This window comes from Halorussus vallis, from assembly GCF_024138165.1.
GTDB classification, from domain to species: domain Archaea; phylum Halobacteriota; class Halobacteria; order Halobacteriales; family Haladaptataceae; genus Halorussus; species Halorussus vallis.
The window spans coordinates 1,211,240-1,224,183 of sequence record NZ_CP100000.1; the positions used below are offsets into that span (position 1 = coordinate 1,211,240).

The window sequence follows — 12,944 nt, forward strand, 5'->3', positions numbered from 1 at the left end:
ATTCAGGACGCCCGCCGACCGTCGCCGAGGAGGTCGAGGTCGTCGAGCGCGTCGCGGCGCTCCTCGACAGGGAGCGTCCGGTACGACTCGCCGACCGCGACGGTCGAAACCGCCACGTCCTCGGGCGCGAATCCCTCGTCGTCGGCGGGCGACGCGAGCGCCGCCAGCGCGAGGTCCACGCCGGATTCGAGGTCGAGAGTCGCGTCGTACTCGGCTTCGAGGAACCGCCGGATGTCGGCGCTGTCGCGGCCGACCGCGGCCGCCCGCCACGACGACGGCGTCCCGCTCGGGTCGGTCTCGTAGAGGGCGGCCTCGCCGTCCGAGACGCCGCCGACGAGTAGCGCCGTCCCGAACGGGCGCGCGCCGCCCGACTGGGTGTACTCCTGGACGTGGTCGCCGACCGCCTTCGTCAGCGTCTCGGCGTCGACGGGTTCGTCGTAGCGCAGGCGGTCGCGCTGGGCGGTCCGCCGGGCGAACTCCACGAGTTGGCGGGCGTCGGCCGCGTTGCCCGCGCTGGCGACGCCGAGGTGGTCGTCGACCTGGTGGAGTTTCTCGACGCTCTCGGGGTCCATTAGTGGCGAGCGAATCCGCCGCCGGGCGGCCAGCACCACGCCGTCGTCGGTGCGGACGCCGACGCTCGCGCTCCCGCGCTCGACCGCCTTCCGGGCGTACTCGACCTGGTAGAGCCGACCGTCCGGCGAGAAGATGCTGGTCCCGCGGTCGTAGGCGCGCTGGTCGCCCTGCATCAGGCCACCTCCTCCGACGCGTCGTCGGTGTCGGTTTCCAACTCCCGCCGGACGTCTCGGGGGTCGTCGTAGGTCCGGAAGTCGACGCCGTCGGCGGTCACCTCGGCGACGGTGACGCCGTTACCGCTGGCGGTGTCGCGCTCGATGGCGCTCTCGACGGCGCGGGCGGCGACCGCCCGCGCCTCGTCGGTCGAGAGGTCGGGCCGGTAGTCGCGTTCGAGGACGCCGAGCGCGAACTGGGTGCCGCTCCCGTTCGCGGCGTAGGGCGCTTCGAGGACCGCTCCGCCCGCATCGAGGTCGTAGACGTGCGAACCGTCGGCGTCGACGCCGCCGAGCGTCGACTGGACCGCGCGGTAGGGTCCGTTGCGAAGCAGGTTGCCCGCGAAGGTGGCGAACGCGTGCATGCTCGGCGGGTCGCCGCGGCGAATCGCGTAGCGGTCGGCTTCCGCCTCGAGGCGGCGGGTGTAGTCCTGGAGACTGCCCACCGCGCCCGCGATGGTCACCCCCGCGGTCGGGTGGACGGCCTCGACCTTCTGGGTGTCCTTGCTGGTCACGAAGTGGCCGCCGGCGCTCGCGCGCCGGTCGGCCGCCAGCACCACCGAGTCGGGCGTCGACACCGCGACGGTCGTCGTTCCGGTCTTCGTCAGTTCGGCGTCCGGGGCGGCCCCGGGTACCGCGTGGGGGTCTGTCTGGGGCATCGGCAGTGGGTAGTGGCCCGCCGCGCAAAAGTGTTAGCTAAAATATATTTTAGCCGGGTCGCGGAGGAAACGTCGGACGACGAGGAGGATGGAAAACGGGCGAGGAGCGAGGCGACTCAGGGGAACTCCCGGAGCGCCTCCAGCACGTCGTCGAGCGGCGCGTCGGTGACCGCGAGCGAGAAACCGTCGAGTTGGGCCATCTTCGGGGCGTACTCCCAGAGGTCCTCGCGGTCGAGGCCGTGGAGCACCACCGCGTTCGGCGTCGGGTTGACGACGCGCATCGCGACCAGCGGCGACTCGCCGCGGGTGACGTTGGTGAACATCAACGCCCTGCTCGTGCTCTGGCCGTAGAGGCGGTAGAACTCCTCGCTGGAGAGTCTGGTTATGGCCTGGATGCTGTCGATGACGGTGTGGCCGGTCACGTGGTCGTAGTCGCCGTCGGTGAGTTCGGTCGCGCCCACGGCGTCGTAGAATCGCGAGAGTTGGACCGTCGTCGGGTACTCCCGGAGGTCGCTCACGATGTCGCTCTCGAACCCGGCCGAGAGCACCCGGGCGTACTGGCGGATGCGGTCGCCGCCCCGGCGCTCGTCGATGTCGAGCAGCGCGGTCACGATACGGGCGACGACGCCGATGCCGGGACTCTCCCGGCGGCCGCTCTCGTAGTCGCTGATGACCGACGACGACACGTCGAGGTGGTCGGCGAGGTCGGTCTGGGAAACCCCGAAGTCGGTGCGCCACTTCCGGAGCGTGGCCCCGGGGTCGTCGCTGAGAGTTATCTCGCCCGCGATGCGCTCGGCGAGGTGCTCGCGGGGGTCGTCGGGTGCTGTCACGTACCGGAGTGGGCGAGTCGCCGGGAAAAGCGTATCGAAGTCGGGGTTCGACGTTCGCCGAAACGACCGGAACACTGATAGTGCGTACGACTGCCACACCAACTAGATGCCATCGACGGTCGTCCACGTGGCGCTCGCGGGACTGATCGGCGCGGCCCTGCTCGCCGAGCACTTCGACGGGAAGGCGGTGCTGGTGGTGATGGCGGCCGTCGCGCTCGTCGACTTCGACGTGTTCGTCGGCTTCTGGATCGAGGGCGCCCACCGGGCGGCGTTCCACACCGTGCTGCTCCCGCTGGCGCTCGGGGTGTTGCTGGCGTACGACCTGCGCGTCCGAGAGCGGTCGCTGGTGCGCTCGCGGTGGGACGCCCGCGGCGTCCGAATCGCGTGGGTCACCCTCGTCGCGGTGACGTTCGCCGGCATCGGCCTCGACGCGTTCTTCAACGGCGTGAACCTGTTCTACCCGGTCCACGACCGCTTCTACAAGATCACCGGGAAGATGTTCTACTCGACGAAAGAGGGGTTCGTCCAGACGCTCGTGGACGTGAACCTCGACGCGCTGAGAGAGGCGGTCGCCCCCGAGTCGGGGGCCGAACCGAGCGGTCCGGGCGGAAGTGGTGGGGCCGGCGGCGACGCCGAGAAGGTCCGCACGACGAAGAACACCCACTACCGCACGGGCATCGACCCCTCGAAGGGCGCCGAGGAGCGGAACGTCGAGCGCATCTTCCCCATCGCATACACCGGCGAACGCGCGCTGTTGGCGCTGACCGGCTATACCGTGGTCGGCCTCCGGGTGTGGCTCGAACGTCGGAACCGCTAACACCCTCGTCGGCCAATCGCGGGGCATGGACGAGTCGGACACCGGCGGACGCGAGGCGGACGCCGACGCGGGCGAGTCGGACGCAGACGCGGACGTGCGCGTGCGCAACTACGACCCCGACCGAGACGCCGAGGCGCTCTGGGAACTCAAGCGCGGATTCGAACTGGGACTCGGGGACGGAACGGGCGGCGACGAAAAGCGCGAGCGGTACGAGGCGAAACTGAGCGACGACTACCGGCGGCGCTACCTCGATTGGGTTCGCTGGTGCGCGACCCACGACCCCCGGTGCGTGACGGTCGCCGAGGCGTCGTCGGAGTCCGACGACGCCTCGGCGACCGACGGCGAGAGCAGGGTCGACCTCGTCGGCTACGTCTTTGTCCTCCCCCAGCAGTTGGCGATGATCTGGGACGCGGCCGTGCTGAACGAGATATACGTCGCTCCGGAGCGCCGAGGGAGCGGCGTCGCCGACGACCTGATGGCCGCCGCGGTCGAACTCGCCCGCGACCAGGACCTGCCCCTCGGCCGACTCGTACTGGACGTCGACCGCGAGAACGAACGCGCCGGGGCGTTCTACGCGCGCCACGGCTTCGAACACTGGGGCGAGATGGTCGCCCGCGAACTGGAGAGCGACGGTCAGGAGACGTCGAGCCAGTAGAGGATGCTCACGAGCGCGTAGGCTACCACGATGAGGGCCGCGAGGACGAGGTTCGAAATCCCGGCGACGGGCGCGACGTCGAACACCGCGAGGGCGAGCACCCCGACGCCGACCGCCGTGACGATGAGAAACACTACCGGCCAGTTCACCGTCGTCTCCGAACCACCGTCGGTCAGTGCGATTGGCATCCGTCCCCCCTCGCGCTCGCGTCGGCGGTCGCGTCCGCTCGCCGGCGAGTGTTGTCTTCCGGTTCCCGCACCTTTGTTATAGGCTCTGGAACCGGACGGGCCGTTCGACCGACGGCGGTTACCGACCGGATGAACCGTCGTCACGCACGATACCGACCTTCAACGGGTGATCGGCCGGACGTAACGCCCGATGCGCCGACGACTGCGGAGCGTCGGAGCGCTCCGCGAGGGCCGCCCGCCGTCGACGGTGAGGGTCTCGAACTCAGTCCGTGGCCTCGCCGGTGCTCTCGCCCGGACCGGTGACGATTCTGACGCCCGGGACCTTCCGCGCGGTCACGCCGACGAGGTCGCCGGGACAGTCGATCGCGTTGTTGACGATGAACGTCGTCCCCAGCGGGATGTCCTGGGGTTGCGGTTCGACGAAGATGGTGTTGCGCTCGACCAGTTCGGTGGCGCGCACCCGCGGGTTCGCGCCGAAGAAGCCGGCCGACCCCAGCGCGTTCCGCCAGTCGACGACGATGCCCTCCCAGACGTTGAAGTTCTGGGGCGGCCAGTCGCCGCTGAACTGACAGCCGTTCAGGTTCTCCTGTTGGACGTCCCCGAGCTGGTCGGGTCGGGTGTCCTTCCGGTCGGTCATGATGATGAGCTTCTGCACGAGGTCCGTGCTCGGGTCGAACTGCGGCGACGAGCCGAGTTCGTCGGGGTACGGAAACACCATCCGGCGGACGTACAGCGGCCGGTCGCCTGCGCCGCCGTCGCCGCCGTCCGGCCCGTCCTGCGCGAGGGAAGCGTCCCGGCCGTCCGCTCGGCGGTCGGTCGCTCCCCGTCCCGCCAGGCCACCCAGTCCCAGCGGGAGCGCGGCCGCACTCTTCTTGAGAACGCTTCGCCTGTCGAGTTTCGTGTCGTCGGAGTCCCCCATTGCCACCGGACGAACGGTATCGACGTCCGTAATGGTTGTCGCCGTCCGCCGGCGCTGTCGGTTCGCCGGGAGCGACGCTACCCGCTCGTGGTGTCGCCGGTGCTCACGCCCGAACCGGTCTTGACCTCGACGCCGGGAATCTTCGTGGCCTCGACGCCGACGAGGTCGCCCGGGCACTTGTCGACGCTGCTGACGACGAACGGCGTCCCCAGCGGAACGTCCGACGGTTGTCCTTCAACGAAGATGGTGTTGCGCTCGACCAGTTGGGTGGCCCGCACCGTCGGATTCGGCCCGAAGAAGCCCCGCAACTGGTCGGAGTTCTGCGCGTCGACCAGCAACCCCTCCCAGACGTTGAGGTTCTTCGGCGGCCACTGGCCGTCGAAGGTGCACTCGCCGACCGCCTTCTGGTCGACGCCCTTCAACTGGTCGGGGCGCTGGTCCTTGCGGTCGGTCACGATGATGATCTTCTGGCGGAGGTCGTCGCCGAGTCGTTCGGGGTACGGAAACACCATCCGCCGGAGGAACAGCGGTCTGTCGCCCGCGTTGCCGTCGCCGCCGTCGGGGCCGTCCGTAGTGGTACCCCCACCGCCGGCCCCGGCGGTCGTGGTCGGCGTCGAACCGCCCGTCGTCTCCCGTCCGCCGTCCTGACCCTGACTCCCGGTACACCCTGCAATCGCCGCCGCGACCGTCACTGCGCCGGCCGATTCGAGGAACGACCGACGCGAGAAGCTATCGCGGGACACGTCCCTTACGACAAGGAAGACGCCGATAAGATTGGTGGCACCGCCGACCGTATTCGCCGGAAGGCGAGCGCGCAGACCGCCCGCGTCCGGCGGAGATGTTCGCCGTGCGGCCCTCACCCGGTGTTCTTCATCCCGGCGGCGATGCCCTTCACCGTCAACCGGAGGGTGCGCCGTTCGTCCTCGGTGAGGTGGGTCTGGGCGAGCAGGTGGGTCTGGAGCAGGTTCAGCGGGTCGACGTAGGGGTTCCGGCGGGTCAGGCTCTCTTCGAGCCACTCGCGGGAGAGCAGCGAGTCCCGCCCCGAGATGTCGGTCACGAGGTCGACCGCGCGGACGTACTCCGACTCGACGATCGGGAAGAACCGCTCGCGGAGGTCGGCGTCGGCCAACCCGGCGTACTCGGCGGCGATCTCTAGGTCGGTGCGCGCAAGCGCGAGCGCGGCGTTGTCGAGGGTCGTCCGGAAGAACGGCCACTCGTCGTACATCTGCCGGAGGGTTTCGAGGTCGCCGCCGGAGTCTAAATAGGCGTCCAGCCCCGCCGCGAGCGAGTACCACCCCGGCAGGATGCACCGCGCCTGGGTCCACGAGAACACCCACGGAATCGCCCGGAGGTCCTCGACGGTGCGCTCGCCCGACCGCGAGGCGGGCCGCGACCCGAGGTTGAGTTCCTCGATGACCGTGATGGGCGTCGCCTGCTCGAAGTACGAGACGAAGCCGTCGGTGTCGAGCAGGTCGCGGTAGGTTTCGCGGGCGGCGTCGGCCGCGGTCTCCATCGCGGCGAACCACTCCTCGGGCACGTCTTCGGTGGGTTCGCGGATGGCTTCGTGGCGGGCGCGCAGTTGGGCGTCGAGCATCTGTTCGAGATTGCGCTCGGCGATGCGGGGGTTGGCGTACTTCTCGGCGATGGCCTCGCCCTGCTCGGTGAACTTGACCTGACCGGTGACCGTCTCGTTCGGCAGCGCCAACAGCGCGTCGTTCATCGGGCCGCCGCCCCGCGAGATGGAGCCGCCCCGGCCGTGGAACAGCCGGAGGTTCACGTCGTAGTCGTCGCAGATGGCCGCGAGTCGCTTCTGGTTACGGTAGAGGCTCCAGTTGGCGGCGAGGAAGCCGTTCTCCTTGTTGGAGTCCGAGTAGCCGAGCATCACCTCTTGCGTGCCGCCGCGGGCTTCGAGCGCCGCCGAGTAGGCCTCGTTCTCGAACAGCGTGCCCATGATTCGCCGGGCGCCCGAGAGCGCCGACTCGGTTTCGAGCAGCGGCACCACGTCGATTCCGGCGTAGCCCGGCAGGTCGACGATGTCGGCCTGGTCGGCCAGGAACAGCACTTCGAGGACGTGGCTCGGCTCCTCGGTCATGCTGATGCAGTAGGTGTCGATGGCGTGGGTGCCGTACTCGGCCTGCCAGTCGGCGGTCCGGGCGAAGAGGGTGAGTACGCGCGCCGCGGTCTCCGAGAGGTCGGCGGTGTCCTCGACGTCCACGACGGGGTCGTCCTCCAGCATCGCCTCGGTCAGCACCTCGACGCGCTCGTCCTCGTCCATCGCCTCGTAGTCGATGCCCTCGCGGGCCAGCGCCTCGGAGACCGCGGTCGTGTGGTTCTCCTGGTGGTCTCGGAGGTCGAGGCTGGCCAGCGACAGGCCGAAGGTCGCGACCTTCCGGCGGAGCGGGTCGACCTTGGTGTCCGCGACGGTTTCGGCGCCGCTCTCCCGCAGGCTCTCGCCGATGGCGTCGAGGTCGGTCAGCAGGTCCTCGGCGTCCTCGTACTCGCCGGGCCGGACTCCGCCCACGCGGTCGAGGCGCTCGCGCATCAGCTTCAGTTTCTGTCGGTAGGGTTCGTCGGGGTAGCGCTCCTCGGCCTCCGCCGCCACGCCCGGCAGGCGCTCGCGGTCGGCGTCGAGGCGTTCGCGGAGGCGGTCGCCGACGGCGACGCTCCGGTCGTCCTGGCTCAGCACGCCCGAGAGGCGCTTGAGTTCCTCGCGGTAGCGCGCGACCACGACCTCGCGCTGGCGTTCGAGCGTCTCGGCGGTCACCTCGGGGGTGACGTAGGGGTTGCCGTCGCGGTCGCTGCCGGCCCACGACCGGAACTCGAACAGTTTCGGCACGTCGAGGCCATCGAAGCGCTCGCCGAGTTCCCGCTCCAGTTCGTCGTACACCTCGCCGACCACGTCGAAGAGCGTGTTCTCGAGGTACCACTGGACGTTCAGCGCCTCGTCGGTGACCTCAGGGCGTCGGCGCCGGACCTGCGGGGTCTGCCAGAGGCTGGTCACCTCGGCTTCGAGGTCGCGCTCGACGCGGTCCTCCTCGCGGTCGGTGAGCCGCCGCTCGTCGAGGGTTTCGAGGTCGTCGGCGACCGACCGGAGTTTGGCCTTCACCGTCTTCCGGCGGGCCTCGGTCGGGTGGGCGGTGAACGTCGGTTCGATGAGCACGTCGTCGAGCACCCGCTGGACGGTCGTTTCGTCCGCACCCTGCTCGGCGAGCGTCTCCGCGGCGGCCGCGACGCTGTCGGCCAGCGTCCCCTCCTGGTTCCCCCTTCGAACCGCCCGCACCCGCTCGCGCTCCTCGGCGAGGTTGATGAGTTCGAAGTAGGTGGTGAACGCTCGGGCGACGACGCCCTCCTGGTCGGCCGGGAGGTCCCGGAGTTTCTCGCGGAGGTCCTCGCGCGAGGCGACCTCCCCGCGGCGGTAGTCGATGGCGGCGGTCCGGACCGCCTCGACGAGGTCGAACGCCTCGGCGGAGGTCTGGTCCTCCAGCACGTCACCGAGCAACGCCCCGAGTTCGCGCACGTCCCGACGAACGTCCCTGGCGTGTAAGTCCATACCACGACGTACGACGGCCAACGGCTAAAACGTCGGGACGACGCGAAAATTGCCACTCGGAATCGAGTAAATGATTATTCCGGCAGGTTCGGTGCGCGTCCGCCAGAGATTAGTCGCCACCCGCGCTCGAATCGGACGTGAACGACGCGACGCTCGTCTACGACGACGACTGCGGTTTCTGCGCGTGGTGGGCCGACTACGTCGCGGCCGACGCCGGCGTCGAGGTCGTGGGCTTCGCCGAACTGACGCCCGACCTCCGCGACCACCTACCCGACGACTACGAGGAGTGTTCGCACCTGCTCGTCGACGGCGAACGCTACTCCTGTGGCGCGTCGATTGAAGAGGCGCTCACCCGCACCTCGCTCGGCGCGGACCTCCGGCCGGCGGTCGAGTTCCTGCGGAACTTCGAGGATTACGAGCGACTTCGGGAGTCGGCGTACCGGTGGGTGGCGGAGAACCGGGGGTTGCTGGGGCAGTTCCTCTCGAAGGAGTTGTCGGCGGGAACGGAGTCTGACCGCGGGTAGCGAGACGAATTACGCCGCCGTCTCGCGCCGAACCGCCACCAGCAGGAGCGCCCCCGCCGCCGACAGCGCCGCCAGCGCGGTCCACCCGGCCCCGTAGCCGAGGGTGTCGGCGAGGTAGCCGAACGCGGGCGGGGCCAGCAGGCCGCCGACGTTGATGGCGGTCTGGCCGCCCGCGGTCGCGGTCCCGACCTCGTCGCCGGCGACGAGGTCGCCCAGACAGGAGTAGTAGACCCCCGTCGAGCCGAGCACGGTGAATCCGAGCGCGCCGAAGACGGCCGCGATTTCCGCGAGCGTCCCGACCCCGACCGCCAGCAGTGCGAACAGTCCGGCCGCGGCCGCCAACTGGCCGAGCGCGATGGTCGCCGCGCCGCGGGCGCCGCCGAAGCGGTCGGCCAGCGACCCCGCGCCGACCCGGCCGAGACTGCCGGTCCCCTGCGCAAGCGCGAGCACGACCCCGGCCGCGGCCGGACCCGCGTCGCCGACGTCGGTCGCGTAGAGGACGACGTACCCGATGGTCGAGAAGAGGGTCGCGCCGACGAACAGCCCCGCCGCCACCAGGAGCAGGTACGCCCGGTCGGCCCGGAGTTCCGAGAATCTCGGCAGTTCCAGCGACCCCGACCCCGCGGTTCCGTCGTAGCTGAGCGCGAAGACGGCGGCGTACGCGACGGCGACGACGGCGATGGCCCGAAAGCCGGCCCGCCACGCGAACACCGCCGCGACGCCGGTAACGACCAGCGACGCCGCGCCGCTACCCGCGGTGACGCCGACCTGCTTGATTCCCATCGCGAGGTTCTCGCGGCCTCGGGGCGCCGACGCGAGGATGCCCTTGTTCGAGGCCGGCATCGCGACGGCGTAGGCGCCGCCGAGCACCACGCCCGCCCCGAGCAGGGTGAGGTACGTCGGCGCGAGCGAGACGGCGACCGCCCCGCCGGCGAGCGCGAGCAGGCCCACGACCATCGCGGGGCGCTCACCGAACCCGTCGACGACGGCGCCGCTCGGGAAGAGGTTCAGCGTGTAACCGACCATCGCCGCCGTCAGGAACACCCCGACGAGCGTCCGCGAGACGTCGAAGTCCTCGCGGACAAACGCGGTGGCGGCGAAGATGCTGTAGTAACAGAGGCTCGCGGCGGTCTGCCAGCCCGCGATGACGAGGACCGACCGCCAGCCCCGACAGTCCGTAGACTGCGAACCGCCGGGGCTGGCGGTCGTCGAACCGTCGGGGTCGGTCGACGACCGTCGCGAGCCTGCTCCGTCGTCGACCTCCGAGCCGCGTTCGTCGGCTCTCACTCTCCCAAAACGGGTCCGCCGCCCACCTCGTCATCCACTGCCAGCTGAACAGTGGCGGTGGACGATGCGCTCGACACTCCTGCGTCCGGCGAGTGCGCGACTCGGTTCAACTGTATTCCCGCCAGCGGTGGCCGCACTCCTGGCACTTGAAGAAACGCGTCGGCGGTTCGTCGGCCGACGCGGTCTGCTTGATGGTGTACCACGCCGTCCCGTGGCCGCACTCGTCGCAGTGGACGTCGTTCGCGGTGGGCTTGCCCTCGAAGTCGGCACCCTCCTCGGTTTCGATCACCTCTGAGTCGCCCTGCTTCTCGGTGCTGACGAACTGCGCGGCCTTCTCCTCGTCCTTCTCGACGGTGTGCTCGCAGTTCGAACACACCATCTTCGACCCCATCGACTTCATCATGGAGCCGCACTCGTCGCAGAATTGCATGCCCGCGAGTAGCGGCGGCGGCCCCATAAGCGCCACGCTACCCGGTCGAGTCGGGGCCGGCGTTCCGAGGCGCGCGACCGACCGAACGCGGGAGTGCGGCGCTACGGCGACGGAATCCCCGCCAGCGACATCCCGGTCCGGACCAGCAGGGTGATGGCGACGCCGAACGCCGCGGCGCCGACCGCCGAGTAGAGCGTGAACTTCCAGCGAGCCATCCCGGAGAAGCCGGCGGGAATCGAGATGACCGACCGCAGGACCGGCAGGAGTCGGCCCCACAGCACCGAACTCTCGCCCCACCGCTGGAACCACTCGCGGCTCCGCTCGACCTTCGACTCCGAGACGTTCACCCACCCGCCGCGACCCTCCACGGCGGCGTGGCCCTTCCTGCCGAACACCCAGTAGGCGAACAGGCTCCCGGTGGTCGTCCCGACGACGATGGCCGCTACGAACAGCGCGAACGACACCGGCCCGCGCACTCGAAGCGCCGCCGCGCCGGGGACGACGACCTCGCTCGGCAGGAGCGGAAATAGCATCGACGCCTCGAGGAAAGTGAACACCGCGACGGCTACGAACCCGTACTTCGAGACGAAGCCGAGCGCGGTCTGACCGAGCCCTTCGAACACGGTCGAAAGGAGGGGTTCCGACCCTATAACCCAGTCGGCCGCACCGGCGGCGGCGCCGGGAGCGATTTCCGTCGCCGCATCACTACTCCGGCGCCTCGGGGTCGGCGGCGTCGACGCCGCCGACCCCGTCGACGACCACCGGGCAGTCGGCGACCCGGAAGCGGTCGGCTTCGACGAGTTCGAGGATTTCGGTCCCCTCGTGGGTGCAAGCGACGTCGGGCGGCGCGGCGAAGTGCGGACAGCCGTGGCAGGTCGTCTTCGGGACGGTTCGCACGTCGCGGTCGTCGGTCGACTCCGCCGCGGGCGCATCGGCGCCGACGCCGACGGTCGAACCGTCGGCGTCGGCCAGTCGCGCCCAGAGTTCCTCGCCGTCGATGTCGCCGACCTCGACCGCCTCGAAGACGCCCGAATCGTCGCCGGACGAACGCCGGCGGCGTTCGTCCACCTCCGCGGCGAGCCCCGAGAGCGGGCCGGTACGCTCGGGGGCGTCGTCGGCTTTTGGCCGGTCGTCGCGCCGTCGCGTGCGGACCTCGCGTGCGAGGTCGTCCAGCGGTTCGCGGCGCTCGGCGTCCGGTTCGGGTCGGTCGGCGGCTTCCGTGTCGGCGTCGGGAAGGTCGGTGTCGTCGCCGTTCGAACCCCGTTCTCGGTCGTCGCTCATTCGTCCTCACCGTCGTCAAGCAGGTCGTCCAGCACGCCCTCGGGGTCGACCGACTCAGCGTCCGTCACGGAGCCCACCGCCCACTCCGCCCGTTCGCCCTCCAGCGCGGGCGGGTCGCCGACAACGAGCCGAGCCGACCCGAAGAACCCCCGCTTGGGTTCGACGTCACTGAACGTGCTCGCGCAGTGGGGACACCGGGGCGCGGCCAGCAGGCCGACGTGGACCGACTCGCCGCAGTGGCCGCACTTCCCGCGCTCGACGCCCCGGCGGTTGGCGAGGTGTGCGAGTTCGTCGGCGGCCGACCGGGCGGCGTGGCGGGCCGCCAGCGTCTTCGTCTGTTCGCGCAGGGCCACGGTCACCTCCGCGAGCGTCCGGAGCTTCGCGTCGAGGTCGTCGGTCGCCTCCGTCAGGAACTCCAGGACGTCCTCGTAGTTGTCGAAGCCGGCGTCGACCGTCGCTTCGAGATTCTCGACCGACGCCGAGAGCGACGCGAGTTCCTCGGCGAGTCGGTCGGCGCGCTCGGCGGCGTCTTCGCTCTGTTCGCGCAGGTCCGGGTGGTCGTGGTCGCCCGGCGCCTTCTCGTCGGTTTCGCGCTTGACCTGGATCACCCGGTCGCGGACGTCGTCTATCTTCTCGTCGAACTCCTCGCGGGCGGCGTCGACTTCGGATTCGAGGTCGTCGCGGGTCGCGTCGAGGCGGTCGTCGAACTCGCGGGCGAGCGCGAGGAACTCCTCTTCGATCGCCGACGCGTCGACGTCGCCCCCGAGGCGTTCGAGCAGTCGACGGCGGCTCACGCCAAGTTCCTCCGCCTTCTCGTCGACCCACTCGTCGAGCGAGTCGTCGCCGTCGATCACCGACCCGCCGACATCTTCCCCGGCCATTCGGTTGCAGTTATCACAGGGGTGACTTAATGGTTGGCCTCCGGTCGCCGGGCGAGTCGCGGCGCTTTCCGGACCGTCCGCGACGACGACATCGCTCGCGACCGACGAGTTAAAACGCCGTCGTCGGACGCCGACGGA

The 12,944-nt window shown here is 70.1% G+C and carries 15 protein-coding genes; 3 read left to right on the forward strand and 12 right to left on the reverse strand.

What is annotated here, in order from left to right; translation table 11 throughout:
- Positions 1-2: 2 nt before the first annotated feature.
- The 3 genes from psmA to NGM07_RS06305 all read right to left on the reverse strand — a co-directional run bounded on the left by psmA (position 3) and on the right by NGM07_RS06305 (position 2,274).
- Positions 3-746: an archaeal proteasome endopeptidase complex subunit alpha gene (psmA, locus tag NGM07_RS06295; RefSeq protein ID WP_253518479.1), complete on the reverse strand. Its 744-nt coding sequence runs from the start codon at positions 744-746 to the stop codon at positions 3-5.
- Positions 746-1,444: an Ntn hydrolase family protein gene (locus NGM07_RS06300; RefSeq protein WP_253518482.1), complete on the reverse strand. Its 699-nt coding sequence runs from the start codon at positions 1,442-1,444 to the stop codon at positions 746-748. The genes psmA and NGM07_RS06300 overlap by 1 nt, the downstream gene beginning before the upstream one ends.
- A gap of 116 nt (positions 1,445-1,560) precedes the next feature.
- Positions 1,561-2,274, reverse strand: coding sequence for a helix-turn-helix domain-containing protein (locus NGM07_RS06305; protein WP_253518485.1), 714 nt, complete (start codon positions 2,272-2,274; stop codon positions 1,561-1,563).
- Between the two features lie 106 nt (positions 2,275-2,380).
- On the opposite strand from NGM07_RS06305, the gene NGM07_RS06310 reads away from it, so the two are divergent.
- Together NGM07_RS06310 and NGM07_RS06315 are read left to right on the forward strand one after the other, a co-directional pair.
- Entirely contained in the window at positions 2,381-3,091 is a 711-nt protein-coding gene (locus tag NGM07_RS06310) for a metal-dependent hydrolase (protein WP_253518488.1), read from the forward strand.
- 25 nt (positions 3,092-3,116) lie between these two features.
- Entirely contained in the window at positions 3,117-3,746 is a 630-nt protein-coding gene (locus tag NGM07_RS06315) for a GNAT family N-acetyltransferase (protein WP_382195835.1), read from the forward strand.
- Here NGM07_RS06315 and NGM07_RS06320 read toward each other — a convergent pair.
- The 4 genes from NGM07_RS06320 to ppc all read right to left on the reverse strand — a co-directional run bounded on the left by NGM07_RS06320 (position 3,725) and on the right by ppc (position 8,403).
- A complete protein-coding gene (locus tag NGM07_RS06320) occupies positions 3,725-3,934 on the reverse strand; it encodes a restriction endonuclease subunit S domain-containing protein (protein WP_253518491.1) in 210 nt (69 codons plus the stop codon). The two genes, NGM07_RS06315 and NGM07_RS06320, sit on opposite strands and share 22 nt — an antisense overlap.
- 262 nt (positions 3,935-4,196) lie before the next feature.
- A complete protein-coding gene (locus tag NGM07_RS06325) occupies positions 4,197-4,853 on the reverse strand; it encodes a hypothetical protein (protein WP_253518493.1) in 657 nt (218 codons plus the stop codon).
- A 77-nt stretch (positions 4,854-4,930) separates the two neighbouring features.
- Positions 4,931-5,596, reverse strand: coding sequence for a twin-arginine translocation signal domain-containing protein (locus NGM07_RS06330; protein ID WP_253518495.1), 666 nt, complete (start codon positions 5,594-5,596; stop codon positions 4,931-4,933).
- A 113-nt stretch (positions 5,597-5,709) separates the two neighbouring features.
- On the reverse strand, positions 5,710-8,403 hold the full coding sequence (gene ppc / locus NGM07_RS06335) for a phosphoenolpyruvate carboxylase (RefSeq protein ID WP_253518497.1): 2,694 nt from the start codon (positions 8,401-8,403) through the stop codon (positions 5,710-5,712).
- A gap of 137 nt (positions 8,404-8,540) precedes the next feature.
- Here ppc and NGM07_RS06340 point away from each other — a divergent pair, with 137 nt between their 5' ends.
- The gene (locus NGM07_RS06340) at positions 8,541-8,927 is read left to right on the forward strand and encodes a DCC1-like thiol-disulfide oxidoreductase family protein (protein WP_253518499.1); all 387 of its coding nucleotides are present in this window, start codon (positions 8,541-8,543) and stop codon (positions 8,925-8,927) included.
- A gap of 9 nt (positions 8,928-8,936) precedes the next feature.
- Here the strand turns inward: NGM07_RS06340 and NGM07_RS06345 are convergent, their stop codons facing one another.
- From NGM07_RS06345 to NGM07_RS06365, 5 genes are all read right to left on the reverse strand, one after another.
- On the reverse strand, positions 8,937-10,073 hold the full coding sequence (locus NGM07_RS06345; RefSeq protein WP_368410278.1) for an MFS transporter: 1,137 nt from the start codon (positions 10,071-10,073) through the stop codon (positions 8,937-8,939).
- Between the two features lie 247 nt (positions 10,074-10,320).
- Positions 10,321-10,644 carry a transcription factor S gene (locus NGM07_RS06350; protein ID WP_253518504.1) on the reverse strand — a complete coding sequence of 108 codons (324 nt, stop codon included), beginning with the start codon at positions 10,642-10,644 and terminating at the stop codon, positions 10,321-10,323.
- Between the two features lie 101 nt (positions 10,645-10,745).
- Positions 10,746-11,267 (reverse strand): DedA family protein, encoded by a 522-nt coding sequence (locus NGM07_RS06355; RefSeq protein WP_253518507.1) that lies wholly within the window; start codon positions 11,265-11,267, stop codon positions 10,746-10,748.
- 82 nt (positions 11,268-11,349) lie between these two features.
- Entirely contained in the window at positions 11,350-11,925 is a 576-nt protein-coding gene (locus NGM07_RS06360; RefSeq protein WP_253518509.1) for a DUF8135 domain-containing protein, read from the reverse strand.
- Positions 11,922-12,806, reverse strand: a complete 885-nt coding sequence (locus NGM07_RS06365; RefSeq protein ID WP_253518511.1) for a hypothetical protein — start codon at positions 12,804-12,806, stop codon at positions 11,922-11,924. Before NGM07_RS06365 ends, NGM07_RS06360 begins: the two co-directional genes overlap by 4 nt.
- Positions 12,807-12,944: the final 138 nt, after the last annotated feature.

What these genes read in the sequence shown, in the direction of transcription:
- psmA (WP_253518479.1), bottom strand. Translation starts at nt 746, where the DNA reads ATGCAGGGCGACCAGCGCGCCTACGACCGCGGGACCAGCATCTTCTCG.
- NGM07_RS06300 (WP_253518482.1), bottom strand. Translation starts at nt 1,444, where the DNA reads ATGCCCCAGACAGACCCCCACGCGGTACCCGGGGCCGCCCCGGACGCC.
- NGM07_RS06310 (WP_253518488.1), top strand. Translation starts at nt 2,381, where the DNA reads ATGCCATCGACGGTCGTCCACGTGGCGCTCGCGGGACTGATCGGCGCG.
- NGM07_RS06315 (WP_382195835.1), top strand. Translation starts at nt 3,117, where the DNA reads ATGGACGAGTCGGACACCGGCGGACGCGAGGCGGACGCCGACGCGGGC.
- NGM07_RS06320 (WP_253518491.1), bottom strand. Translation starts at nt 3,934, where the DNA reads ATGCCAATCGCACTGACCGACGGTGGTTCGGAGACGACGGTGAACTGG.
- NGM07_RS06325 (WP_253518493.1), bottom strand. Translation starts at nt 4,853, where the DNA reads ATGGGGGACTCCGACGACACGAAACTCGACAGGCGAAGCGTTCTCAAG.
- ppc (WP_253518497.1), bottom strand. Translation starts at nt 8,403, where the DNA reads ATGGACTTACACGCCAGGGACGTTCGTCGGGACGTGCGCGAACTCGGG.
- NGM07_RS06350 (WP_253518504.1), bottom strand. Translation starts at nt 10,644, where the DNA reads ATGCAATTCTGCGACGAGTGCGGCTCCATGATGAAGTCGATGGGGTCG.
- NGM07_RS06360 (WP_253518509.1), bottom strand. Translation starts at nt 11,925, where the DNA reads ATGAGCGACGACCGAGAACGGGGTTCGAACGGCGACGACACCGACCTT.
- NGM07_RS06365 (WP_253518511.1), bottom strand. Translation starts at nt 12,806, where the DNA reads ATGGCCGGGGAAGATGTCGGCGGGTCGGTGATCGACGGCGACGACTCG.